The organism is Halopenitus malekzadehii, assembly GCF_900108505.1.
Taxonomy (GTDB): domain Archaea; phylum Halobacteriota; class Halobacteria; order Halobacteriales; family Haloferacaceae; genus Halopenitus; species Halopenitus malekzadehii.
In genome coordinates, this window is sequence record NZ_FNWU01000023.1 from 1 (window position 1) to 22,793 (window position 22,793).

Consider the following 22,793-nt stretch of genomic DNA (forward strand, 5'->3'; position numbering starts at 1 on the left):
TTACGGAAAATTCGAGGCGAAAGCCTCGCCCTTCAGGGCGTCACCAGAACGCTCTGCGTTCTGGTTGCCCGCCAGACGGAGTCTGGCGACGGGGATGAAGCCGACCAACAGTATTCAACCGCCAACGATGGTATAGACGGGGTTCCAACGCAATCTTTAAGCCGTCCGACCGTGATAGTATGCATAGATTGTAAAGAGCACCCGTCACGCGAAATACGAACTCTACTACCACATAGTGTTCGTGCCGAAATCGGGCGGGACCGGAGGTCCCGCTGACCTCGCGGAACAGGGTTCCGCTCAGTATCGGCGTTCGCACCTGACGGGGTAGACGAAGGAACGTCTCGAAACCATCTTCGCGGAAATCTGTGAGGATAAGGGCCTCGAACTGGCCGAGTCCGAGGTCATGCCCGACCACGTACACCTGTTCATCGGGAGTCCACCGAAGAACGCCCCGTCGCTCATCGTCAACTGGGTCAAGGGCATCTCTGCGCGGAAGTACAACCAGCGGTACGACGACCGCGTGAAGTGGACTCGTTCGTACTACGTCGGTACGGCGGGCAGTGCCTCGAAGGGCGCTGTCGAACGCTACATCGCTGAACAGGAGGGTGGCGACGCATGAAGCGCGTCAACACCTTCGAGGTCATACCACAGACCGAGAACGACAAAGAGTGCCTCCTACGTCTACTCGATGCATCCGCTTCTCTGTGGAACGAACTGACCTACGAACGTCGTCAGAACTACTTCGGTGACGGCGACGTGTGGGACACTTCCGAGTACCGAGGACGCTACAACGGTGTCGTCGGAAGCGCGACTGTCCAACAGGTCACGCGCAAGAACAGCGAAGCGTGGCGGTCGTTCTTCGCCCTCAAGGAGAACGGCGAGTACGCCAACCCACCGTCGTACTGGGGCAACGAGGAGGACGGACGCGAACTCCGTACCTACATCCGCAACAACCAGTACACGATTGAGTGGGGCAAGCGTAGCCGTCTCGAAATCCCTGTCGGGCAAGAACTGAAAGACGAATACGGACTCGGCTACCACGAACGACTCCACCTCGAAGTCCGAGGCAACCCGAAGTGGGACGGCAAACAGGGTCGTCTGGAACTCGAATACGACGAGGTTAGCGACACGTTCAGGGCATTTCAACCAGTCACCGTACCTGATTCTCGACTGGATTCACGGAAAATCGAAGATTTTCCTGAAGTCGAAAACGCGAAGCGTTTTCGGAATTCACCACTGGCTTCGGAAGAAGCCGCCCTCGACGTTGGAGCGAACAATCTCGTCGCCTGTTCCACGACTACTGGGAACCAGTATCTCTACGACGGTCGGGAGTTGTTCGGACGGTTCCGCGAGACGACCGACGAAATCGCTCGCCTACAGTCGAAATTGCCCGAGAGACGAAGTCTCTCGGAATCACGGAAGACGGAGTCTTCCGGACGACTCTGTGAGAAACGCTACTCCTCGAAGCGGATTCGACGGTTGTACCGACAGCGGACGAAGCGCCGTGACCACGCACAGAACGCGCTGGTGCGCGACCTCGTTGAACGGCTATACGACGAGGGCGTGGCGACGGTGTACGTGGGCGACTTGACCGACGTGCTGGAAACGCACTGGTCGGTCAGGGTGAACGAGAAGACGCACAACTTCTGGGCGTTCAAGAAGTTCATCCACCGTCTCGCGTGTGTCTGTAAGGAGTACGGCATCAGCCTCGAAGCCGAGTCGGAAGCGTGGACGAGTCAGACGTGTCCCGAGTGTGGCGACCACGAGAAGACGATTCGCCACGAGGATACGCTGACGTGTCCGTGCGGTTTCGAGGGACACGCCGACCTCACGGCGTCAGAGACGTTCCTTCGAGAAAACAGCGATTGCGAAATCAGGCCGATGGCACGGCCCGTGCGATTCGAGTGGGACGACCACGACTGGTCGGGGAAACCACACCCTCACGAAAGTCCCAAAGAAGTGCGCACAAACCCGCAAGTTGCCCCGTGGGTCGGTAGCTGAACCCCCAACGGAGGAATCCTCGCGCTTTAGCGCGGGGAGGATGTCAAGCACACCCTTGTTGTCTTGTCCACCAATACTACGTTATCCACTATATATCAGTGGAGGACCTACAACTTTTCTCCTGTTTTTCACTAACCATTTACTTATAAATATACCTGCGATTCCAACCCCGATGAGAGCAAGCAATCGGGCCACGAAAGATAGCGTCAATAAACTTCCAACACCCATAGCATCAATAATATTAAACGGTATTGCAACTATCGTCAAAGTAGTTCCAACTATTATATTAATTATTACTGCCCAACCGAATGTTTTCCGTACAAAAACAACGTAAGCGATGCCGATTCGCTTAAGCGCGTTCGTGTTGGTTACAAGGAATATTAGTAGAAGAATTGGTGCAAATATGACAACTGCAAGAACGTATACAGGGTTGGGAAACGGCACAACCCAACCACGGTCCGAGGATGACGAAGACATAGTTGTTAGTTCCGAAGAGGGGACTTATTGATTATCCCGTAGGCGGCAGTTCTCCAAGCGTGTTTGCGCTGCGAGGATCGGCTGCCGATGGGTACCCACCGCCGGGAGCCGCAGGGATCATCATCGGGGAACCTGGAGTGAGCCATACTGATATTGTATAATAAATACTATATCTAGTTGTTGTCTAATATATCATATTATTATCGATACTGTGGGTACCCGCCTGTATCTCACGAGATCGCATTCCATACTATCTAGCTAATTACTGATTTCATCCGGGAGCAACGCTCCCGATCTCGATATAAGTATCATTTACCACCGAATATATGACTATATATTCAAAATTAGTTCCAATCACCGAATATATTTGTCTTTCGTGGTCGTCGCATCCACCGTTCGATGGATGCCGTCTCGTCACGGAATTCGGCCGAGCAATTTCCATTATTACCGTTTTACTTTTATGTATATGGATTCTATATATTGTACTCGTTCCAGCGGGATCGATTGCTCATCGCCCCGTTGACGTCGCCGTCTCCCTCGGCGTCGGTTCCGAAAGGGTTCTAACCACACGGTAACTCGCCACAACCGGAGACAGACAGATGACCGACGATATTCGCCTGTGTCGGACGTTTCAGACCGCACCGGCTGCCGTCTCGACGGATGACGCCGGACCCGACGACGCCGCGAAGTACCTTCGATCCGCCCTGACGGCCGAGGGGTTTCGTGCGCCGGATTGGCTCGTGCCCGATCTCGAGGACGGCACGGCACCGGGATCGAAACGTGCGGGCGTCGAGAACGTCGTCGAGTTGGTTCCGTCCCACGACGTCGACGGCGAGGTCTGGCCGCGCGTCGAGTGGAGCCATCTGGACGAGACCGTCCGGGACGCGGGCCGGGACCAGATCGACGCGCTCGTCGCCGGCGCCGGCGACGACATCGACGGGTTCGTCGTTCCCAAGGTCGGTCGCCGGCCGGACGTCGAACGTGCCGTGGATGTCGTCTCCGAGGTGGAGGCGGCACACGGCTACGAGCCCAGGACCTTCGACCTGACGGTCGTCGTCGAGACGAGTCGAGCCCGGTCCGACCTGCGTCCGATCGCCCGGTTCGGCGCCGACTCCCGGCTCGCCGCGATCGCGTTCGGACCGCTCGACTACGCGGCGGATCTCGGAAGCCGCGATCTCGGCGACCGGCCGCGGTGGGACGGAACCCTCGAGGCGCTCTCGAACGAGGCGAGCGCCGCCGGTCTCCTCTCGATCGGCGGCCCGTTCGACGACCTGTTCACGGAACGGGCCGGCGTGACCTATTACAACGGCGACGCCTACGTCGATCGCCTCGAACACGAGGCCGCGATCGGGATCGACGGGTCCTGGTCGCTCCATCCAAACCAGACCGTGCAGGCCAACACGGTCCATATGCCGAGCCCCGACGCGCTCGAACGCGACGTCGACCGGATCGAACGGTACAACCGGGCGAAACGCGGCGGCACCGGCGCGGTCGTCATCGACGGCCGGATGGTCGACGAGGCCAGCCTCAAGGGGTTCCACAACACGATCCGTCGCGTTCGCGCGATCGACCGGATTCATCCGGCACAAACGGACGCGTACTACGACGACGACCTGCTGAAACGGGCGCTCGATCTCGATCTCACCCGTTGAGCCGTTCTTCCGTCGGCCACCGCCGTTGGTCGTCCCCCACCGGTCAGTGCCGTTGGTCGTCTCCTATCGGTCGTCGCCGTCGGTATGTCACGGATATGTCGCTCGGCACCGCCGTCGTTCCGACTATTATTCTACGATGCGGAACGGTGTATACGAGCACTCCGCTCGTTTCGTCGCTATCGACCGACTTCTCGCCAGTCGTCGGCGATCTTGGTTTCCGTATGGTCGAACGAGCCCGGGCGTGGATGGTTGAACCGTCCCCACCCCATCCCCTCGTGATCGCTTCCGCCGTCCATCCCACTACAATTACAGCTCTATGTGTGTAATCAATACTGCACGAACGATACACGTCCTGTATCCCACGACACCACGCGATTCGGGCGGTTGACATCCCTCACTCGTCCAGCGTTACCGTTGATCCTCCGGCTTCGATCGGGTCGGAGGCCGTCCACACGTCACCGTGATCGCTACCCACATCCGTTCTACGATGTCGAACGCACTGATCGATGGCCCACGGCGGCCCCTCATCGAACAGCGACGTTTCCGAACTGATCGACGTGGTATGTGTATCCTTACCGAATCATTTATGCCTCGCTCCGGACATTCCCGAACGATGCCCCATCTCGCTCTCGACACGACCGCAGATCCGACCGCCGCCGATCGACGGGCGTTCACCGAGGCGGTGACCGACATATACGGCGCGGAGATGCGGACCTCGACCGGCCACATCGCGGTCACGATCCGCGAGCATCCCCCATCCGCGATGTCCCTCGGCCGCGCCGTCGAGGGGCCCCTGGCCGTCCTCGACGCCGACGTTCGCCGCGGCCGGTCGTTCGAGCGTCGTCGAGCGTTCGCGCTCGCGGTCATCGACTGGCTGGCCGCCGAATGGGCGGTGCCGCGGCCCAACGGGAAGATCGTGTTCACCGAACACGATGGCGACCAGCTGATGGGTGCCGATCGCGTCGGTGAGGACTGGTCGCCCGATGAGGCCGACCAGTAAGCCCAGCCCGGTGAGGTCGACCCGCCACCGTCGATCGGCGAGGCACCGGATCAGGACTGCAGCCGGTCGGCGATCGCCATCGTCACGTGATCGTCGAAGTGGGCGCCGACGACCTGCGCACTGACCGGGAGCCCGTCGACGGTGTCGACGGGGACTGCCGTCGCCGGGCTTCCGGCGAGGTTGAACGGGGCCGTGTTCCCCAGCAGCGTCAACAGGTCCGCCGTCGTCTCCATCCGTCCCCGCGTCGGCGGGAGCGTTCGGAGGGTCGGCATCACGAGCGCGTCGACGTCGGCGAGTGCGTCCTGCACGCGCTCGCCGAACGCGATCGCTTCCTGCCGTGCCGCGAGATACGCCTCGCCGTCCGTCTCGGTGTCGAGGAAGGCGGACGCGAGCAGCCGGGAGGCGACGTGGTCGCCGAGGTCGGCCTCCTTGACCGCCGCGAGCAGCGATCGGATGGCCGGCGTGTAGTCGGGCCCCTGTCCACGGACGACGCCGGTCTGATCGAGGTACCAGACGAACTCGGCCGCGCCGACGAGGAAGTACGCCTCCTCGATCGCCCCGCGATCGAGTTCGACCGGCGTCGCCTCGACGTCCGCAGCCGCCACGGCGTCGCGGACCGACTCCGAGACGACGTCGTCCGACGCCTCGAAGAACGACGTCGGGAGGCCGACGGTGACGGTCCCGGACGGCGTCCCGTCCTCCGACAGCGTGTCGTCGATACCGCGGGCGGGGAGTTCTCGGGAACTCGCGGTCGGATCTCGCGGATCCGGGCCGGCGATGGCCGTGAGTGCGCGTCGTGCCGTCTCGACGTCCCTGGCGAGCGGGCCGATCGTGTCGAGGGACGGCGCGAACGAGACGAAGCCGTGCCGCGGAACGACCCCGTGGGTCGGCTTGACGCCGACGACGCCACAACACGCCGCCTATCCCGATCAGGGGACGAACCCGATCCCAACCATACTTCCCGTCCTCGAGGCACTCAAGGACTATGATGCGCGTGTTCGTGAGCGTGATCACCCGCTTTGTGGACGTGAGTATGCCTCGATGACCGGACTCGATGCCGGAACGAAGGAGAACGTTATTCCGGAGCAGGCCACGGTCACGATCGATCGCCGTTTCTCGCCGTCTCGGTCGATCGAGGACGTCTCGGGGGAGATCGACGAGGTCCTTTCGGACGTCGCCGACCGATACGGGCTCGACATCGACTGGGAACGTACGCAGCTGTATGAATCGGCCGAGACCGATGTGGACAATCCGACCGCGCGGGTCCTTCGGAGCCACGGCGCGGCAGCCGTCGACGTCTCCACCGAACCGGCCGGTGCGCCCTGGTCGTGTGACTTCCGGAATCTCGTCAACGAGGGCGGGATGACGAACTCGGTCGTGTGGGGCCCCGGTGACGTCTCCCAGGCCGGAACGTTCGACGAACACGTCGATCTGGAGTCGGCGACGGTCGGCCTGAACGTGCTTGGAAGGGCCGTCGACGATCTCCTCGAGCGGGAGCCGTAACGACCGTTACGGACGCGACTGTCCAGTTACCGATCGGCTTCGAGCAGCTCGCCTGCGGCCCCGACCAGGGCCTCGAGCCCGGCGTCCGCGTTCGTCAGCTCGATGTGCTCGTCGTAGGTGTGCGCCTGCGCGAGGTCGCCCGGTCCCCACGTGATCGCCTCCATCTCGGCGTCGTTCACGAAGTTGCGGACGTCCGTCGAGGCCTCGATCCCCCACGGGTCGGTGTCGGCGTTCGCGGCCGCCGCGGAGTGCCGTCGGATCACGGTCGCCAACTCGCTGTCAACGTCGATCGCGGCGGACTCGTAGGTGCGCGTCCGCTCCCAGGCGGCGTCGACGCCGTGTTCGCGGGCGACCTCCTCCAGGAGGGCGTCGATCTCCGCGTCGATCTCGTCGACGTCCTCCGCCGGGAGGAACCGGCGATCGACGGTGATCGTCGCCCGTTCGGGAACGACGTTCTCCTTAGTCCCGGCCTCGACCATCGTGACGGTCGCGTATGCGTTGCCCACCAGATCGTCCTCACGCTCCCGGATGCGCTCGTCGTACTCGGCGAGCGCGTCGAGGACCGGCCGTGCCGCCAGCACGGCGTTGGTCCCCTGGTCGGGGTGGCTCGCGTGGGATGGATCGCCGGCGACCGTGATCTCGTACCAGGCGAGCCCCTTCTCGCTCGTCGCAGCTCGCAGCTGGGTGGGTTCGAGCACGATCCCGTAGTCGCCGTCGTAGCCGGACTCGAGCAAGGTCCGCGTCCCCGGCTCCGCGGTCTCCTCGCCGATCGCCGCGTGGAACACGATCGATCCGTCGAGGTCGCCCGACTCCACTTCCTCGGCGAGCGCGGCGGTCGCGGCCATTCCCACCGCCACGCCGGCCTTCATGTCGGCGCTGCCGCGTCCGTACAGCCGCCCGTCCTCGACCGTCCCGCCGTACGGATCGTGGGTCCATTCCGATCGATCGCCCGCGGGCACGACGTCGATGTGACCGTTCACCACGAGGGTCGGATCGCCCTCCCCGACTCGGAGGCCCACCTGCGGCCGATCCGCGTACGGCTCCCGGACGAGATCGGCGTCGAGCCCCCGGTCGTCGAACCACTCGACGATGTACTCGGCACACGCCCGTTCGTTGCCGGGCGGATTTTCGGTCTCGATCCGGACCAGGTCCCGGATCAGCGATCGCAGCTCGTCCTCAGCTGTCGCTTCGGCCATAGGCTCCGTTCGACGTCGACACGCAAAAGAATTATTCAATATAACATATACTATGAAGTGATTATATACTATATTATGGTATTTCAATCCCGTCCACGAACACGTCTACGTTCTATACACCCTATGTCATCGGAGAATACGTCATTCTCCTCGATCGTCCCCCATATATTATGCTTTACACATATTTTGACACGTTATATTTGATATATGGATTTACAACTGACAACTCGACGGATACTGACGGTCCCTCTGAGGGATGGTGAGTCGCCACGAGCCTCCCTCATAGACCGACTGGATCGGCGGCGGCCGCTCGGCGTCGCGGACGCGTTAGGCGTCGGGCCAGCGCTCGATGTAGACCGTCTCGTCGGTGTAGAACCGAACCACGTCCTCCGACTGCGCGTGCAGGTCGCCGAAGAACGAGTCCTTCTGACCGCCGAAGTGGAAGAACGCCATCGGCGCCGCCGTCCCCGCGTTCACGGCGAGGTTGCCGGCTTCCGCGCGGTGGCGGAACTTCGCGGCCTCGGACCCGCTGCCCGTGAACAGGCTCGCCGCGTTCCCGAAGTCGCTCTCGTTCATAACGTCGATCGCCTCGTCGATGCCGCTTGCGGACATCAGGCCGAGGACCGGACCGAAGATCTCCTCCCGGGAGATCACCATGTCCGAGGTCACATCACGGAACAGACACGGCCCGAGGAAGTTGCCGTCCTCGTGGCCCTCGACGGTCTCGTTGCGGCCGTCGTAGATCAGCTCGGCACCTTCCTGCACGCCCGTCTCCACGTAGTTGCGGACGCGCTGTTCGTGTTCCGCGGAGATGAGCGCGCCGATCGTCGTGTCGTCGTCGAGTCCGTTGCCGACGACTTGCCGTTCGACCTCCGCCTGTACCAGGTCGACGAACTCCTCGTAGACCGACTCCTCGACGACGACGACGTCGTTCGCCAGACAGCGCTCGCCGCTGCAGGCCAACGCGGACCCGACGGTCTTCTTCGCGGCGAACTCCAGATCCGCGGACTCCGTCACGATCACGTGGTTCTTCGCGCCGCCCTGCGCCTGGACGCGCTTGCCGTTGGCCGCCGCCTTCTTGTAGATCGTCTGTGCGACCGGCGTACTCCCGACGAAGGAGACGCCCTCGATGCCGTCGTGTTCGAGGATCGTGTTCACCGTTTCGACGCTGCCGTGAACGAGCTGGACGACGCCGTCCGGGAAGCCCGCCCGATCGATGAGATCGAAGAGGTACTCCGCGGTCAGCGGCGTCTGTTCGCTCGGCTTCAGGATGAACGAGTTGCCGGTTGCCACCGCGTACGGGAGGAACCACAGCGGGATCATCCCCGGGAAGTTGAACGGCGTGACGGCGGCGAAGACGCCGAGCGGCTTCCGAACCGCGGTCTCGTCGATGTTCGGCGCTGCGTTCTCGACGTGGCCCGCCTGCATCAGCGAGGGGATCCCGCAGGCGACCTCGACGTTCTCGATGCCGCGACGCAGCTCGCCTTTCGCCTCGCCGAAGGTCTTGCCGTGCTCCTGGACCAGCAGCTCCGCCAGTTCGTCTTGGTGGTCCTCAAGCAGCTGTTTGAACTCGAACAGCGGCTGGATCCGCTCCTCGACCGGGCGCTGGTGCCACTCCTCGAAGGCCGCCTGGCCGGTCGCGACCGCGTCGTCGACCTCGTCCGCCGAGCTGTACTCGACGCGCGCGATCGATTCACCCGTCGCGGGATTGGTGACGTTCTCGCCGTCCACCGTCGGCGTCGTCCACTCACCGCCGACGTAGTTCTCCACCGTGCCGTACTGAAGCTCTGTCTGACTCGACATGTGTTTGCTACACCATCACACCGGAGGGTTATAAACGTTCCTCGTTTGATGGACGATATACGTGGTATATCCGATCTAGTCGGAAAAGTTCCACAAGAACGGTCGAACCTCGGAGGTTGTGCTCCTATGCGACATCTCGTGCAAAGATTAATCAAATAGCCCTGCGTACGGTGGATACATTATGTCCGACCCGACCGATGACCGAACCGAGATCGAGCGGATCGACAAGGAACACGTCTTCGGGACGTGGTCGTATCAAAGCGAGGTCGACCCGACTCAGATCGTCGACGCCGACGGCGTTCGCTTCACCGACGCCGCTGGCAACGACTTCATCGACTTCTCCGGACAGTTGATGTGTTCGAACCTGGGCCACGCCGCCGACCGGGTATCCGAGGCGATCGCGGATCAGGCCGACTCCGTACCGTACGTTGCGCCGAACTACACCACTGAGGCGCGCGCACGCCTCGGCGAGAAGCTCGCGGAGGTCACGCCGGGCGACCTCACGAAGACCTTCTTCTCGACGAGCGGGACCGAGGCGGTCGAGGCCGCGATCAAGATCGCGAAGTTCTACACCGGCAAGGACAAGATCGTCTCCCGGTACCGCTCGTACCACGGCGCGACGTACGGGTCGATCAGCGTGACGGGCGACCCGCGCCGGCTCGCCGCCGAACCCGGCATTCCCGGCGCGATCAAGGCTCCGGACCCGTACGCGTACGGATCCACGATGGACCCGATGGAGAGCCTCGAGTACATCGACGAGATGCTGATGCTCGAGGGCGACACCGTCGCCGCCGTGCTCGTCGAGCCCATCGTCGGATCGAACGGCATCCTCGTACCGCCCGAGGAGTACCTTCCGCGACTCAAGGAGATCGCCCACGACCACGGCGCGCTGCTCATCTGTGACGAGGTGATGGCCGGCTTCGGCCGCACCGGCGAATGGTTCGGCAGCGACGTCTTCGGCGTCACCCCCGACATCATGACGATGGCGAAGGGGCTGACCGGCGCCTATCAGCCGCTGGGCGCGACCATCGTGACGCCGGAGATCGCGGCCCACTTCGAGGACAACATGTTGACCCACGGCCACACGTACGCGGGCCACCCGGTGGCGTGTGCGGCCGGCCTCGCGGCGATCGAGACCTACCAGGAGGAGAACCTGATCGAGCGCGCCAGCGAGACGGGCGAGTACCTCGGCGAGCAGCTCGAGGAGCTCGCCGACGCCCACCCGAGTGTGGGCGAGGCCCGCGGCGTCGGGCTCTTCCGCGGGCTCGAGCTGACGAAACACTCCGAGGAACGCGTACCCTTCGGCGAGCGTGAGGACAAGGTCGGCAAGGGGAGCACGGTCGTCGACGAGGTGGCCGCCGCCGCCTACGAGAACGGAACGTACGTCGCGAACATGATCAACACGCTGATCATCGCGCCGCCGTTGACGATCACGGAGTCGGAGATCGACGAGGCGATCGCGTCGCTGGACGCCGCACTCGAGATCTCCGACGACGCGATGATCGCCTGAGAGCCCCGACCGTCCCCGCCCGTCCCCGCCCGTCCCCGGTATTCGGACACTGTCCGAATAACGGTCATAGGTATCGCGATATAACGGGATTCTGTCCGAACGAACGCGGGTATCTTGAAAATATTTATGTTACGCCGTCCCGAACGCGTAGTATGTCGAATTCGAGCGACGGCCGGTTCGACGAGATGGACATCGAGCTGTTGCGGTGCGTCGAGTCGGATTTCGACGTGAGCCTGGATACGCTCTCACAGCAGCTCGACCTCTCGAAGTCGGCGGTCCATTACCGGCTGAACAAACTGAAGGATGCCGGCGTGATCCGGAGCGTGACCGCCGATCTCGACCCGCTGGCGTTCGGTCTCGATATGGTCGCACTCACCGAGGTTTCCGTCACCCACGAGCAGGGCTACTCCGATACCATCGGAACGGATCTGGCCGGCGTGAAGGGGGTTGAGCAGGTCTATTACACGATGGGAGACGTCGATTTCGTCGTGGTCTCCCGCGTGCAGGATCGGTCACAGATGAACGCCGTGATCGAGGAGATGGTGGCGATCGACGGGGTCAACGAGACCTCCTCGCGGTTCGTGATGGACGAGGTCACGAGCGGGACCGACGTCGTCGACAACCTCCCCGATGCGGCTCGATCAAAACTCGTCGAGGAGTGATCGCCGGGCGTGACGCTCCCGCCAGTGGGGGTTCGCGGTCGGTAGTGATCGATGGCGATTATCCGCTATATGCCAATGATGTTTATTAATATTTTGTTTTATATTTAACGAACTATATGATATCTACCATGTCGTTGTGCTCGACTGTGACCGTCGTTTGTATTACCGGTGGACGTTATAAACCGTCCGTTTAACGCTCTTGGACGGAAACGCTCGTCAGTTGGATCCCGTCATTTGTTCCTTCATTTGATGATTATGATATATTATGTTAACGTATAGATTATGTATATATTATGGGTCTCCCGTTCGTCCCTTCCCTCCCGAGATCGTCCTCGTTCCCGTTCGCCCCCTCCATCCGTATCCTCGTCGGTACCCGCATCCTTACCCGTCTCGCGCGCGAGACGCCACTCGGATGACCACGACGGATCCGGCACCCGATCGACGCATCGACAGCAACCTCTTCATCACGGTTTCGGGGCCGCCCGGCTGTGGTGCGACGACGTTGTGTGAGCAGCTCTCGGCGGTTCTCGACTGTGGATACGTCTCCGGCGGGGAGATCTTTCGGTCGATCGCCGAGGATCGGGGGATGAGCCTCTCACAGCTGGTCGCGAAGGCGGGCGAGTCCGACGATCTCGACCGCGAGCTCGATCGCCGGCTTCAGCGGATCGCCGAGGAGTGGGGTGCGGCGAACAAGGCGTTCGTCCTCGAGTCGCGGCTGGCTGGCTGGATCGCCGGCAACCGGGCCGACCTCCGGATCTGGCTCGACGCGCCCGAGGAGGTCCGGATCGACCGTACCGCCGACCGCGAGGAGCTGTCGGCCGAGATGCGGGTTCGAGAGGTGATCGAGGCCCAACGCTATGAGTCCTACTACGACATCGACGTCGGCGACCGGTCGATCTACGACCTCGCGATCAACACGGGTCGGTGGAGCGCGGACGGAACGCTCGCGATCGTTCTCGCGGCGATCGACGAGCACGATCCCACGGACGACGAGGGCGCGATCCCAACCCCGAACCTCGAGGTGTGAGACCCGGCCAGCCGTCCCGATCGACGGTGACTACAGCCGGTCGGCGAGCCACGACCCGATCGTCTCTCCGACCCGGTCGGCTTGCCCCACGAAGAAGTGGTCCGCGGGGATCTCGGTGAGCGAGACCGCCGAGTGGTCGCTTCCGGCTTCCGTGGGATCCGACCACGTCGCCCCCTCCCCCGCATCTGCTTCCGCCGCCGGGTCCGACCCCGTCGACGCCGCCCCTGCCGCTTCCGAATCCGATCCTCCGGTCTCGAGCGCCCGCGCACGTTCGACGACGGGCTCCCACTCCGCGGTGGTATCCCGCGATCCATAGACCACTTGGGGCGGGACGGCGATCCGGTCGATCGCCGCCACCGCGTCGATCCCGTCCGCCACCCGTCGGGCCGGTGCGAGTGCCGAGACGGCGACGAGCTCGCCTCGATCGGCGTCCGCGGCGGCCACGAGCGCGAGACAGCCGCCGAAGGAGTAGCCGAAGAGACCGACGCGGTCGTAGCGATCGCGTGCCCATGCCATCGCTGCCTCGACGTCGGCCAACTCGCCGGGACCGCCGTCCCAGTCCCCGTAATCGAACCGGAGACAGTCGACGCCCCGGTCCCGGAGCACCGACGAGACGGCCTGGAGGTGACCGTTATGACGGGTTCCGCCGTGTTCGGGATGGGGCGGGCACGCGACCACGCAGGCGGCCGCGTCCCTGCCCGCGTGGGCACGGTCGTGGCTCGCTCGCACGTCCCGGCCACCCGGGATCAAGACCGTTTCCGGCTCGACGTCGACGTCGTTCACCATTGTGTCTCCGTCGGGTCAGGGAACCGGCGTCACGCTCTCGACGCCCTCGAGCGCCTCGATCCCGTCCACGATCGCCTCTTGGTCGGCGTCAGCCTCGTAATAGAAGACCAGATCGAAGGTTCCGTCCCGAAGCAGCTGTTGGCACTCCCAGACGAACGCCTCGTCCGCGAGCGTGCGACCCTGGAACTGGTTCGAGGAGAAGTCGGTGTCGTCGTTGCCGGCTTCGATGTACGTCTCGCCCGTTCCGGCCGCCTCGGCGATCACGTCGTTGATCGCGACCGTCAGCTCGTGCATCTCCAGGTCGGACTGCCCGTCGTACCGCGAGTGGACGATACAGCCGATCAGCTCGATGTCTCCGGGCTCGATCAGCGCCATCGTGCGCTGATAGAGGTCGTCGGTCAGCGTGTCGCTCATTGGTGTCCCATCGATCGCGTCGGATAAACGGGTGGCGATCCGATCCCCGATCGATGGATCGAGACGGATCGATGGACCGGGACGGCCGACCCGCGACGGTCGCGTCACTGCTGGGACGTCGGTACCGACCGAGGGGCCTCGACGTCCTCGTGATCCTCGCGATCGTCGTCCTCGCGGCCTCACTGGTTCCGGTTCCGGACGGCGGACTCACCGGCGGCGATCCGGGTGGGGGTCCGATTCCGTTCGGCCTCGATCCCTTCCCTGTGCGTCTCGATCCCTTCCTCGTGAGCCACCTGATCGCATACGGCGCCCTCGCGGTTTCCTGTCGCCGAGTGCTGACCGCAGCGTCCGTCGGCTGGTCACGAGTCGCCGTCCTCGCGGCCGCGGTCGTGCTCGCGACGGGCTACGGGGCAGTCATCGAGGTCCTTCAGGTGCCGCTCCCGTGGCGGTCGGGCGGGCTCGTCGATGCCGGGATCAACGCCGTCGGCGCCGGCGTCGGCGTCGTCCTCGACTCCGTCGGCCGGGTCTTGCGTCGAGCCGTTCGTCGGTGAACGTGGTTCGGATCGGTCGGATCGGTCAGTTTCCCGAGGGAACGTGTCACGGTTCCGGCCGGACGGACAGGCTTATTGTGGTGTCACTCAGGGAGTTCAATATGGACTACGACCAGGTTCGTGAGACCGATCCCGCGGTCGCGGACGCGCTCGAGGGCGAGCTCGAACGGCAGGAACGGACGCTTGCGATGATCGCGAGCGAGAACCACGCGAGCGAGGCCGTGCTGGCCGCACAGGGCAGCGTCCTCACGAACAAGTACGCGGAGGGGTATCCCGAATCCCGCTACTACGCGGGCTGTGAGTACGCCGACGACGTCGAACAGCTCGCGATCGATCGAGCCACGGAGTTGTGGGGCGCCGAACACGTCAACGTCCAGCCGCACTCGGGGACCCAGGCCAACCAGGCCGTCTACTTCGCGATGCTCGACCCCGGCGACAAGATCCTGTCGCTGGATCTCACCCACGGCGGGCACCTCTCACACGGCCATCCGGCCAACTTCGTCGGGCAGCTCTACGACGTCGAGCAGTACGAGGTCGACCCCGAGACCGGCACCATCGACTACGAGGGGCTCCGCGACCTCGCCGAATCGTTCGACCCCGACATCGTTGTCTCGGGTTACTCCGCGTACCCGCGCGAGGTCGAGTGGGACCGCATTCAGGCGGCCGCCGACGCGGTCGACGCCTACCACCTCGCCGATATGGCACACATCACCGGGCTCGTGGCGGCCGGCGTCCACGACTCGCCGGTCGGGATCGCCGACTTCGTTACCGGCTCGACGCACAAGACGATCCGCGCCGGCCGCGGCGGGATCGTGATGTGCGGGGACGAACACGCCGACGCGATCGACAAGGCGGTGTTCCCGGGCGGCCAGGGCGGTCCCCTGATGCACAACATCGCCGGCAAGGCGGTCGGGTTCGGCGAGGCGCTCGACCCCGAGTTCCAGGCGTACGCCGAACAGGTGGTCGAGAACGCCCAGGCTCTCGGCGACCGGCTCGCCGACCACGGCCTCTCGCTCGTCTCCGGCGGGACCGACACCCACCTCGTGCTCGTCGACCTGCGTGAGTCCCACCCCGACCTCAGCGGCGGGGACGCCGAGGACGCGCTGGCGGCGGCGAACATCGTTCTCAACGGGAACACGGTGCCCGGCGAGACGCGCTCGGCTTTCGACCCGTCCGGGATCCGGGCTGGCACCGCCGGGATCACGACTCGCGGTTTCGGCGTCGAGGCGGTCGAGGAGGTCGCCGACCTGATCTACCGGGTCGTCGACGATCACGACTCCGAGGACGTCATCTACGAGGTCGGCGAGCGCGTCGAGGAGCTCTGCGACGCCCACCCGATATACGAGTAGTACCCCCCGAACTCCCTCCAACGTCTCCCCCTTCGAAGCGTCGTCCCCTCACACGTCGTAGGAACTGTCGCCGACGACCGCCTCGAACTCGCCGCGGCCGGTCGCGGTCTCCGGGTCGTACTCGGTGACGCGGACGGCGACCTGATCGTCGATCGCGTCCGGGTCCATCCCCTCGACGAGCAGTCGCGTATCGCCGATCAGGGCGGTTCCGACCCCCTCGGCGGGGTCGTACCCGCTGACGAAGACCGACACCGTCGTTCCGGGCTCGAGCGCGGGCGTGGTCGTCCGGAAGGACCACCCGGCCAGGAACTTCTCGAGAACGCTCATACGCGCGCCACCTCCTCGCTCTCGCGGTCGATGACGTATTCACGACCGAAGCCGGTCATCGCGGCGACGATGAACACCGCCACGAGGATCCAGCCGTGGAAGACGAACGGCCACACCTCCGCCGGGTTCACGAGCATCCCCGCCTCGAACCATGGGAAGGTATCGGGCAGCCCGACCATCGCCGAGTAGCCCGCGAGGACGCCGCCGGACCACGGGAAGATGTAGCCGAGCGCCGCCGTCTGGGCGTCGAGGATGTTCGCGCGCCGGTAGCCGTTGATGTTGAACCGTTCGCCGATCCGGGCGATGTAGGGGCCGATGGCGATCTCGGCGGCGGTGTTGATCGTGATCGCGGCGTTGACGAGCGCGGCGGTCCCGACCATCGTCAACTCGGCGTTGCGCACGTTCGTTGCGAGGGTGTCGATCGACCACTCGAGGACGGCCTCGAAGGCGCCGCCGCGGATCATGATCTGGGCGGCCGCGATGATCAACAACACGAGGATCGAGAGCGCGAAGAACCCCGCGGCGCCGGCATAGATCGATCCTCCGACGCCGACGGCGCTCGGGTCGGAGACGATCTCCACGATCGGGAGCCCCGCGAGCGCGTCCGCCGCGGGTGCGTCGGCGGGCGCCCGGAACACGAGGATGTCGGCCGCGGAGGAAAGCCCCGCCATCAAGTTGAATCCGACCGCGAGCACGATCCCCCACGAGATCGCCTCCACGATGTGGCGCCCAACGACCGCGGCGACGATCACGACGCCCATCGAGAGGAGGTGAACGAGCGCGACCGGGTTGGCACCCTGGACGAGCACCGCCCGTGGATCGCCGGCGACATCGAGTCCCGGCAACAGCGCGCTGGCGACGACGTACGCGGGCAACGCGATCGCGGCCGCGACGATCGCGTATTTAAATCGCGAGGCGACGACGCCGCCGATGTCGGCGTCCTGAGTGACGGCGGAGACGATCGTCGTGTCCGAGACCGGCGCGAGGTTGTCGCCGAAGATCGCCCCCGAGAGGATCGCCCCGAACGTGAGCGTCGGGTTCGCGCCGAGCAGGATCCCCGCCGGGAAGAACAGACCGACGAACGCGACGCTCGTGCCGTAGCCCGTTCCGATCCCGGTCGCGAGCACGGCCGCGAGAACGAACGTGATCGCCGGGAAGGCGGTGGCGCCGACGCCGGCGACGTCGGCGACCCAGACGAGCCCGCCGACGAACCCGCCGGCTTGCAGCGTCTCCGTGAACATCCCCGCCCACATCCACGCCACAATGGCCGTCACCGCCACCGGCTGGGTCATCCCCTCGAAGATCGTGTTCGCGTAGTCGCTCCACGAGCCCTTCACGAGGAACATTCCCAGGATGAGCCCGATCAACATTCCCGCAACCAGTCCGGTCGTATCCGACACGCGCAACAGGGCGGTCTGAACGATCGCCCAGCCGACGAAGAACACGATCGGGGCCGCGCTGGCACCCCGGCCGCCGTAGAACTCGAGCCGTGGGCCCTCCGACGAGCCCACTCCCTCGAACTCCGCGGTCGGATCCTCGCTCGTCGTTTCGTCCATACGACCCCGAATCACACCCCGGGTGACTAAACGGTTCGGTGTGAGTTTGCGGCGGGACCTGGCGTCCCCCTTCGATTCACGCGTCGGCACGCGTCTCACCGTCGAGGTGGCACGTCCCTCGAGGTCGCACGTTCGCCGGCCGTATCGCCGTCGAGATCGCACGTCGATCCCGAGCCGTTTTACCGTCGCTCGTTCGAAACGTGCGTATGACCGACGTCATCGACGGCGACGCCGTCGCGGCCGACATCCGGACGGAGATCGCCGACTGCGTGGAGACGCTCACGGACGCGGGCGTCGAGCCCGGACTGGCGACCGTCCTGATGAGCGACGATCCCGCGAGCGAAACGTACGTCTCGATGAAACAGCGCGACTGCGAGGAGGTCGGCATCGACGGCATCCACGTCGAGGTCGATCCCGAGGCACCCGCCGAGGAGCTCTACGCGACGATCGACGAGCTGAATGCCGACGACGCCGTCCACGGGATTCTCGTCCAGCTGCCCGTTCCCGACTACGTCGACGAGCGTGAGGTTCTCCGCCGGATCAGCCCCGCGAAGGACGTCGACGGGTTCCATCCCGAGAACGTCGGTCGGCTCGTCGCCGGCAACGCCCGGTTCAAACCGTGTACCCCCCACGGCGTCCTGAAGCTGCTCGCGGCCCACGACGTCGAGACGGAGGGCGCCGATGCCGTGGTCGTCGGCCGGTCCGACATCGTCGGCAAGCCGATGGCCAATCTCCTGATCCAGAAGGCCCCGCAGGGGAACGCCACCGTCACCGTCTGCCACTCCCGGACCGAGGACCTGGCCGCCCACACTCGAAACGCCGACATCGTGATCGCCGCGGTCGGGATCCCGAAGTTCATCGACGGCTCGATGATTCAGGAGGGCGCTACCGTCATCGACGTCGGCGTCAACCGCGTCGAAACCGACGACGGTGAGGGGACCGAGCTCGTCGGTGACGTGGCGTACGACTCCGCGGCGGACGTCGCCGGCGCGATCACGCCGGTCCCCGGCGGCGTCGGCCCAATGACCCGCGCGATGTTGTTGTACAACACCGTCAAGGCCGCCGGATTGCAGACGGACGTCGACGTCGAGCTGCCCTGATCCACAGTTCTCCTGACTCACTGCTCTCCTGACTCACTGCTCTCCTGACTCACAACGACCCTGATCCGATGACCGATCGGCGTCCGGCCCACTCAGTGTCGAAAGACGTGAATCCCCGTCGATCCGTTTCCCAGACAGAACCGCGAGCCGTCGGTTTCCGGGAACGTCGTCGTCGCCCGTTCGGTGATGAACAGTCGGGTGAACGGCTCGCCGCAGGCCGGACAGGTGACGCCATCGCGGTTCTCGTAGAGCTCGGTCTCGCCGGCGTTGCGCAGCTGCTTCAGCCGATGGCGGTGGTCGTGGACGTCGAACTCGAGGGTGGGCATTCTCTCAGGACGTGTGCACCGCGGTGAGTAAAAAGGGCGGGTGATCGTGTGTCGACGGAACCGCCTCACACGACGGGGTCGGACAGGCGGCTGCGTGCGCCCTGGAGCGCGTCCGGCTCGCCGGTTCGGAGGTACCGACCGAGGTCGTCGGCTGCCCGAACCAGCGTCTCCGCGGTCTCGGGGTCGACGTCTCCCTGGAGGGACTCGATGCGTTTGCTCCGGTCACGAAGCGACTCGAGAACGTCGTGTGCCGTCTCGAGGTCGCGATCGGCGTCCTCCTCGCTGCCGTCGTTTCTCCCGTCCGTTCCGTCCGCCGCCAGATCGTCGAGGTAGGTCCGCAGGTCCTCCCGGTAGGCCTCGACGGCCTCGACGGCTGCGAGTCCGCGCGCCGGGTGGAGGTTCGGCGGGACGTCACCGGGTGTCGGTCGGTCGCCCTCGTCCGCGCAGCTCAGCAGACGGAGGAGATACTCGCGGTCACGGCCGTCCAGATCGGGAAGGCGATCGACCAGGTCGACGGCCTGTAGGAGTTCGTGGGCGAGGAGCACCTCGTCGTCGAGGTCCTGCAGCTCGCCACCGTCAATGAACCCACGCTTGCGGACGTACTCGCGGAGGTCGCGCTTGAGGTCGTCGACGCCCTCCGACGGGAGCGCTCCGGTCGCCTCGCCGAATCGGGCGCGATGGGCCGTCAACTCGAGCGTTGCCGGGGAGTCGGTGTGACGGCGACGCTCGGAGATCCCGACGCTCCGGACGCTCCCGCACTCGGGACACGCGACCTCGCCGGTCTCGTAGTAGGACCACTGCGTCCCGCAGGACGTACATTCGCGTTCGCCGCGGACCTTCATCGCTCGGTGGTTGCCGGGCGAGCCCTAAATGGTTGCGCACCCGGCGCTCGGTCCGCTTCCCGCGGACCGGTTCTCACTTGGCGGGCCGATCCTCGCGGGCCCGTCCTCATCCGAACGTGTCCACGTACTCGGCGGCGTAGCCGAACTCGTGTTCGTAGCCATACGCTGACAGCAGGACGGGGTAGAAGGACTCCTCCGCGACGATCGACTCGCCGTCGGCGGCCGCGAAGCGTTCGCCGACCTCGACGCGTTGGAAGTTGTGCGCGAACACCTCGTACTCCTCGGCCGGCGGCTTGGGGATCCGGTCGGCCAATCGGAAGACGTCGACGTCCTCGCGACCGCCGGCGTCGACCACGCTATCGGCTCCGGGTGCGGACAGCGCGCCCGTCGCAGCGAGGAACGCACGGACGAGCCAGTAGGCGTTGTCGGCGGCTTCATCCGAGCCCTGGAGGCCGCATTCGACCTCGATCGTGTGCGGATGTTCGATGAGCCGTCCCTCGGTGAAGGCGTCGGTCTGGACGACGACCTCGACGGGAAGGTGTGGGGCGACGCCCCGGGCGACCTCGTCCATCGTGTTGATCACCGCGAAGGGCTCGGCGTACGACTGCGTCGAGTGGAGCGCGAGGGTCGTACACCCGGTCAGCTCGGCGGTGAGCCGATGGGCGAGCCGCCCCTCGTGGGTCTCGGCGTCGGGATCGCCGGGAAAGGACCGATTGAGGTCCGCATCGAGGTAGCGCTCCCCGGCCGCCAACGCCTCCTCATTGGCGATGATCAACTTCACCGGCCGTTCGTACTCCTCCTCGTCCGCGAGGAGGCGATCGACCGCGCGGGAGCCACAGGGTTCGTCCCCGTGGATCGCCGCGACAACCGCGATCTCGGGGCGACCGTCTCCGAGTTCGACGACGCGCATACCGGTGCTATCGGCCCGGCGAATAAGTGGGGATCGGTCCGGCGGTCGCTCCGCTCCGAACGTATGGTTCCTACGGACCGTTTTCGAGCGTCTCGGCGTATTCGTAGTCCGCCGGATACGCGTCCGGACGGGCGTCGTCGATCGTGATCCGCCAGTCGTCGATCGCCGCCGGATCCTCGATGGCCCCCCGGATCGTGACCCGAACGTCCGCGACGTCGACGCCGTAGTAGTCCTCGGGGACGCCGTGGAGGTACTCGAGCGCGGTCTCGAAGAGCGACCGCATTCCACTGTCGCTGTCGAAGTCGACGCGTTTGTATGCGCCCGCTGCAACCTGCACCATCCCGTGAAGGTACGCCGACTCAGTCGTCCCAGCGCCGTAATTGTACCACTCGTCCTCGAAGCAGTCGTGGGACTCGTGGTAGGCGCCCGCATTGAATAGCCGCACACCGTGTTCGGTCGCCCGCCGGAGCGTCGCGTGTTCCCAGACGCGGTCCCCGTATCGCCACCCGGTCGGGTTGCCAAGCGGCGGCGCGACACCCGGGTCCCGGGTGTGTTCGTCCATACCGAGACGGTGGCGGTCGATCGGCGTAAACGCTGCGGGAGGCGGCGGCCTGCCTCGGGCCTTCGTCGCCGCCGAGCACCATCGGTTGCTCAGCCGCCGTCGGGAGGGCCGTTTCCACGGGATTCCGCCCTCGAGTCCGGAGCGGCGTACGGGAAACCGTTAAGAGACTGTCCGGCCATTATTACCCGTAGTGATCGACCTGTGAGCCATCCGCCTGGCGACGCGTTTCTCGATGCGCTCGACGATCTGTTCCTCGTTTTCGATGAGTCGGGAGCCGTCATCGAATGGAACCAGGCCGTCCTTGAGGTGACCGGCCGTTCCTGTGACGAGATCACGGAACTGACCGCGGACGCGTTCTTCGCGGCGGCCGACGCCGACCGGATCGATGCCATAATCACGACGGTGCTCCGGACCGGAGAGGCGACGATCGAAGCCGACATCGTCGCGGCAGACGGTCACCACGTCCCGTATGCGTTCAACGCTCATCGGGTCTCGGTGGATGGCTCCCTCGCGATCGCGAGTCTCGGACGGGACCAGACCGAACGTATCCGCCAACGCGAACGGATCGAAGCTCGTGAGCGCGCGCTTCGCGATATGTACGAGATCATCGCGGATCGGGACCTCGAGTTCACGGAGCAGGTGCATGCGCTGCTCGAAGTCGGTCGGAACGAACTGGAGGTCGCCTACGGAACGCTCTCACGGATCGACGGATCGGATTACGTCTTCGAGGTGGTCGATACCGACGACGACAGCATTCAGGCGGGCGACGTCGTTCCCCTTTCGGCAACGAACTGCGAACTCGCGGCCAGCGACGAGCAGACGTTGGTACTCGGGGATGTCGCACGGGACGCCCCGGATCAAACCGACCGGACGGGATACGCGGAGTGGGGAATCTCCTGTTACCAGAATTGAGGCGAGAATGCCCCTTCCTCAACGAGCGAACGCAGTGAGCGAGTAGGGAGGGGATGAACCGCCGCACGACAGTACAAACCATTAACCCGAAACATCCCTAACCGAAAGACCGCGATGGAGTACAGTCACCGCTACCCTGCATACCCGACACAAAAGGGAGCGGCTGAACTGGAACATCACATCGACATTCATCGCCAAGCGTACAACTACACCCTGTACGAGTACGAAAACGTCGATGCTGACGACATCGGCTCTGCGTACAAACACCACTACAGACTGCCCGACTGGAAAGACGAATTTTCAATCTTCTCGGAGGTCAACTCCAAA

General features: G+C 64.5%; 23 protein-coding genes and 2 pseudogenes. 13 read left to right on the forward strand and 12 right to left on the reverse strand.

Going from position 1 to position 22,793, the window contains the following annotated elements; genetic code table 11:
• The first annotated feature begins 187 nt into the window (after positions 1–187).
• Together tnpA and BLW38_RS14540 are read left to right on the forward strand one after the other, a co-directional pair.
• Positions 188–619: pseudogene (tnpA, locus tag BLW38_RS14535) on the forward strand (IS200/IS605 family transposase).
• Positions 616–2,001: an RNA-guided endonuclease InsQ/TnpB family protein gene (locus BLW38_RS14540; RefSeq protein WP_092817920.1), complete on the forward strand. Its 1,386-nt coding sequence runs from the start codon at positions 616–618 to the stop codon at positions 1,999–2,001. Before tnpA ends, BLW38_RS14540 begins: the two are co-directional and overlap by 4 nt.
• 81 nt (positions 2,002–2,082) lie before the next feature.
• Here the strand turns inward: BLW38_RS14540 and BLW38_RS16025 are convergent, their stop codons facing one another.
• Positions 2,083–2,478, reverse strand: a complete 396-nt coding sequence (locus tag BLW38_RS16025; protein WP_143040912.1) for a hypothetical protein — start codon at positions 2,476–2,478, stop codon at positions 2,083–2,085.
• A 599-nt stretch (positions 2,479–3,077) separates the two neighbouring features.
• Here BLW38_RS16025 and citE point away from each other — a divergent pair.
• Positions 3,078–4,130, forward strand: a complete 1,053-nt coding sequence (gene citE / locus BLW38_RS14545) for an L-malyl-CoA/beta-methylmalyl-CoA lyase (RefSeq protein ID WP_092817921.1) — start codon at positions 3,078–3,080, stop codon at positions 4,128–4,130.
• A 613-nt stretch (positions 4,131–4,743) separates the two neighbouring features.
• Positions 4,744–5,130, forward strand: coding sequence for a tautomerase family protein (locus BLW38_RS14550; RefSeq protein WP_092817922.1), 387 nt, complete (start codon positions 4,744–4,746; stop codon positions 5,128–5,130).
• Positions 5,131–5,180: 50 nt separating this feature from the next.
• Here BLW38_RS14550 and BLW38_RS14555 read toward each other — a convergent pair.
• Positions 5,181–5,990 (reverse strand): annotated as a pseudogene (locus BLW38_RS14555) (amidase family protein); the annotation flags it as partial.
• Between BLW38_RS14555 and BLW38_RS14560 the strand changes: the two are divergent.
• Positions 5,908–6,633 (forward strand): M20 family metallopeptidase, encoded by a 726-nt coding sequence (locus BLW38_RS14560; protein ID WP_245710255.1) that lies wholly within the window; start codon positions 5,908–5,910, stop codon positions 6,631–6,633. The pseudogene BLW38_RS14555 and the gene BLW38_RS14560 sit on opposite strands and share 83 nt — an antisense overlap.
• A 26-nt stretch (positions 6,634–6,659) precedes the next feature.
• Here the strand turns inward: BLW38_RS14560 and BLW38_RS14565 are convergent, their stop codons facing one another.
• Positions 6,660–7,829, reverse strand: coding sequence for a M20 family metallopeptidase (locus tag BLW38_RS14565; protein WP_092817925.1), 1,170 nt, complete (start codon positions 7,827–7,829; stop codon positions 6,660–6,662).
• Between the two features lie 327 nt (positions 7,830–8,156).
• Positions 8,157–9,632: a CoA-acylating methylmalonate-semialdehyde dehydrogenase gene (gene mmsA / locus BLW38_RS14570; RefSeq protein ID WP_092817926.1), complete on the reverse strand. Its 1,476-nt coding sequence runs from the start codon at positions 9,630–9,632 to the stop codon at positions 8,157–8,159.
• A gap of 181 nt (positions 9,633–9,813) precedes the next feature.
• Between mmsA and BLW38_RS14575 the strand changes: the two genes are divergently transcribed.
• From BLW38_RS14575 to cmk, 3 genes are all read left to right on the forward strand, one after another.
• On the forward strand, positions 9,814–11,142 hold the full coding sequence (locus BLW38_RS14575; RefSeq protein ID WP_092817927.1) for an aminotransferase family protein: 1,329 nt from the start codon (positions 9,814–9,816) through the stop codon (positions 11,140–11,142).
• Positions 11,143–11,294: 152 nt separating this feature from the next.
• Positions 11,295–11,804 carry an Lrp/AsnC family transcriptional regulator gene (locus BLW38_RS14580; RefSeq protein WP_092817928.1) on the forward strand — a complete coding sequence of 170 codons (510 nt, stop codon included), beginning with the start codon at positions 11,295–11,297 and terminating at the stop codon, positions 11,802–11,804.
• A gap of 412 nt (positions 11,805–12,216) precedes the next feature.
• A complete protein-coding gene (cmk, locus tag BLW38_RS14585; protein WP_092817929.1) occupies positions 12,217–12,831 on the forward strand; it encodes a (d)CMP kinase in 615 nt (204 codons plus the stop codon).
• Positions 12,832–12,861: 30 nt separating this feature from the next.
• On the opposite strand, the gene BLW38_RS14590 is transcribed toward cmk, so the two are convergent.
• Both BLW38_RS14590 and BLW38_RS14595 read right to left on the reverse strand, forming a co-directional pair.
• Positions 12,862–13,617 (reverse strand): CocE/NonD family hydrolase, encoded by a 756-nt coding sequence (locus tag BLW38_RS14590; protein WP_092817930.1) that lies wholly within the window; start codon positions 13,615–13,617, stop codon positions 12,862–12,864.
• Positions 13,618–13,632: 15 nt separating this feature from the next.
• Complete coding sequence (locus BLW38_RS14595) at positions 13,633–14,031, reverse strand: DUF5778 family protein (RefSeq protein WP_092817931.1); 399 nt, start codon at positions 14,029–14,031, stop codon at positions 13,633–13,635.
• 71 nt (positions 14,032–14,102) lie between these two features.
• Here BLW38_RS14595 and BLW38_RS14600 point away from each other — a divergent pair, with 71 nt between their 5' ends.
• Both BLW38_RS14600 and glyA read left to right on the forward strand, forming a co-directional pair.
• The gene (locus tag BLW38_RS14600) at positions 14,103–14,582 is read left to right on the forward strand and encodes a VanZ family protein (protein ID WP_143040913.1); all 480 of its coding nucleotides are present in this window, start codon (positions 14,103–14,105) and stop codon (positions 14,580–14,582) included.
• 101 nt (positions 14,583–14,683) lie between these two features.
• Entirely contained in the window at positions 14,684–15,931 is a 1,248-nt protein-coding gene (glyA, locus tag BLW38_RS14605) for a serine hydroxymethyltransferase (RefSeq protein ID WP_092817933.1), read from the forward strand.
• Positions 15,932–15,979: 48 nt separating this feature from the next.
• On the opposite strand, the gene BLW38_RS14610 is transcribed toward glyA, so the two are convergent.
• Both BLW38_RS14610 and BLW38_RS14615 read right to left on the reverse strand, forming a co-directional pair.
• Positions 15,980–16,258 carry a DUF7513 family protein gene (locus BLW38_RS14610; RefSeq protein ID WP_092817934.1) on the reverse strand — a complete coding sequence of 93 codons (279 nt, stop codon included), beginning with the start codon at positions 16,256–16,258 and terminating at the stop codon, positions 15,980–15,982.
• Positions 16,255–17,814 (reverse strand): Na+/H+ antiporter NhaC family protein, encoded by a 1,560-nt coding sequence (locus tag BLW38_RS14615; protein WP_092817935.1) that lies wholly within the window; start codon positions 17,812–17,814, stop codon positions 16,255–16,257. Before BLW38_RS14615 ends, BLW38_RS14610 begins: the two co-directional genes overlap by 4 nt.
• A 206-nt stretch (positions 17,815–18,020) precedes the next feature.
• Between BLW38_RS14615 and BLW38_RS14620 the strand changes: the two genes are divergently transcribed.
• Positions 18,021–18,914 carry a tetrahydrofolate dehydrogenase/cyclohydrolase catalytic domain-containing protein gene (locus BLW38_RS14620; RefSeq protein WP_092817936.1) on the forward strand — a complete coding sequence of 298 codons (894 nt, stop codon included), beginning with the start codon at positions 18,021–18,023 and terminating at the stop codon, positions 18,912–18,914.
• Between the two features lie 92 nt (positions 18,915–19,006).
• Here BLW38_RS14620 and BLW38_RS14625 read toward each other — a convergent pair whose 3' ends face one another.
• From BLW38_RS14625 to BLW38_RS14640, 4 genes are all read right to left on the reverse strand, one after another.
• A complete protein-coding gene (locus tag BLW38_RS14625; RefSeq protein WP_092817937.1) occupies positions 19,007–19,240 on the reverse strand; it encodes a DUF7385 family protein in 234 nt (77 codons plus the stop codon).
• Between the two features lie 65 nt (positions 19,241–19,305).
• The gene (locus tag BLW38_RS14630; RefSeq protein WP_092817938.1) at positions 19,306–20,082 is read right to left on the reverse strand and encodes a DUF7117 family protein; all 777 of its coding nucleotides are present in this window, start codon (positions 20,080–20,082) and stop codon (positions 19,306–19,308) included.
• A gap of 106 nt (positions 20,083–20,188) precedes the next feature.
• The gene (locus BLW38_RS14635) at positions 20,189–20,992 is read right to left on the reverse strand and encodes a M14 family metallopeptidase (protein ID WP_092817939.1); all 804 of its coding nucleotides are present in this window, start codon (positions 20,990–20,992) and stop codon (positions 20,189–20,191) included.
• 70 nt (positions 20,993–21,062) lie between these two features.
• Complete coding sequence (locus tag BLW38_RS14640) at positions 21,063–21,554, reverse strand: DUF309 domain-containing protein (protein ID WP_092817940.1); 492 nt, start codon at positions 21,552–21,554, stop codon at positions 21,063–21,065.
• Between the two features lie 201 nt (positions 21,555–21,755).
• Here BLW38_RS14640 and BLW38_RS14645 point away from each other — a divergent pair, with 201 nt between their 5' ends.
• Both BLW38_RS14645 and BLW38_RS14650 read left to right on the forward strand, forming a co-directional pair.
• Positions 21,756–22,466, forward strand: a complete 711-nt coding sequence (locus BLW38_RS14645; protein ID WP_177167533.1) for a PAS domain S-box protein — start codon at positions 21,756–21,758, stop codon at positions 22,464–22,466.
• Between the two features lie 114 nt (positions 22,467–22,580).
• Positions 22,581–22,793: helix-turn-helix domain-containing protein (locus BLW38_RS14650; protein WP_177167534.1), on the forward strand; the 213-nt coding region annotated here is incomplete at its 3' end.

Bases quoted from the DNA above. Each gene is read 5' to 3' on its own strand.
- BLW38_RS14540 (WP_092817920.1), top strand. From the start codon at position 616: ATGAAGCGCGTCAACACCTTCGAGGTCATACCACAGACCGAGAACGAC.
- BLW38_RS16025 (WP_143040912.1), bottom strand. From the start codon at position 2,478: ATGTCTTCGTCATCCTCGGACCGTGGTTGGGTTGTGCCGTTTCCCAAC.
- citE (WP_092817921.1), top strand. From the start codon at position 3,078: ATGACCGACGATATTCGCCTGTGTCGGACGTTTCAGACCGCACCGGCT.
- BLW38_RS14550 (WP_092817922.1), top strand. From the start codon at position 4,744: ATGCCCCATCTCGCTCTCGACACGACCGCAGATCCGACCGCCGCCGAT.
- BLW38_RS14560 (WP_245710255.1), top strand. From the start codon at position 5,908: ATGGCCGTGAGTGCGCGTCGTGCCGTCTCGACGTCCCTGGCGAGCGGG.
- BLW38_RS14565 (WP_092817925.1), bottom strand. From the start codon at position 7,829: ATGGCCGAAGCGACAGCTGAGGACGAGCTGCGATCGCTGATCCGGGAC.
- mmsA (WP_092817926.1), bottom strand. From the start codon at position 9,632: ATGTCGAGTCAGACAGAGCTTCAGTACGGCACGGTGGAGAACTACGTC.
- BLW38_RS14575 (WP_092817927.1), top strand. From the start codon at position 9,814: ATGTCCGACCCGACCGATGACCGAACCGAGATCGAGCGGATCGACAAG.
- BLW38_RS14580 (WP_092817928.1), top strand. From the start codon at position 11,295: ATGTCGAATTCGAGCGACGGCCGGTTCGACGAGATGGACATCGAGCTG.
- cmk (WP_092817929.1), top strand. From the start codon at position 12,217: ATGACCACGACGGATCCGGCACCCGATCGACGCATCGACAGCAACCTC.
- BLW38_RS14590 (WP_092817930.1), bottom strand. From the start codon at position 13,617: ATGGTGAACGACGTCGACGTCGAGCCGGAAACGGTCTTGATCCCGGGT.
- BLW38_RS14595 (WP_092817931.1), bottom strand. From the start codon at position 14,031: ATGAGCGACACGCTGACCGACGACCTCTATCAGCGCACGATGGCGCTG.
- BLW38_RS14600 (WP_143040913.1), top strand. From the start codon at position 14,103: ATGGACCGGGACGGCCGACCCGCGACGGTCGCGTCACTGCTGGGACGT.
- glyA (WP_092817933.1), top strand. From the start codon at position 14,684: ATGGACTACGACCAGGTTCGTGAGACCGATCCCGCGGTCGCGGACGCG.
- BLW38_RS14610 (WP_092817934.1), bottom strand. From the start codon at position 16,258: ATGAGCGTTCTCGAGAAGTTCCTGGCCGGGTGGTCCTTCCGGACGACC.
- BLW38_RS14615 (WP_092817935.1), bottom strand. From the start codon at position 17,814: ATGGACGAAACGACGAGCGAGGATCCGACCGCGGAGTTCGAGGGAGTG.
- BLW38_RS14620 (WP_092817936.1), top strand. From the start codon at position 18,021: ATGACCGACGTCATCGACGGCGACGCCGTCGCGGCCGACATCCGGACG.
- BLW38_RS14625 (WP_092817937.1), bottom strand. From the start codon at position 19,240: ATGCCCACCCTCGAGTTCGACGTCCACGACCACCGCCATCGGCTGAAG.
- BLW38_RS14630 (WP_092817938.1), bottom strand. From the start codon at position 20,082: ATGAAGGTCCGCGGCGAACGCGAATGTACGTCCTGCGGGACGCAGTGG.
- BLW38_RS14635 (WP_092817939.1), bottom strand. From the start codon at position 20,992: ATGCGCGTCGTCGAACTCGGAGACGGTCGCCCCGAGATCGCGGTTGTC.
- BLW38_RS14640 (WP_092817940.1), bottom strand. From the start codon at position 21,554: ATGGACGAACACACCCGGGACCCGGGTGTCGCGCCGCCGCTTGGCAAC.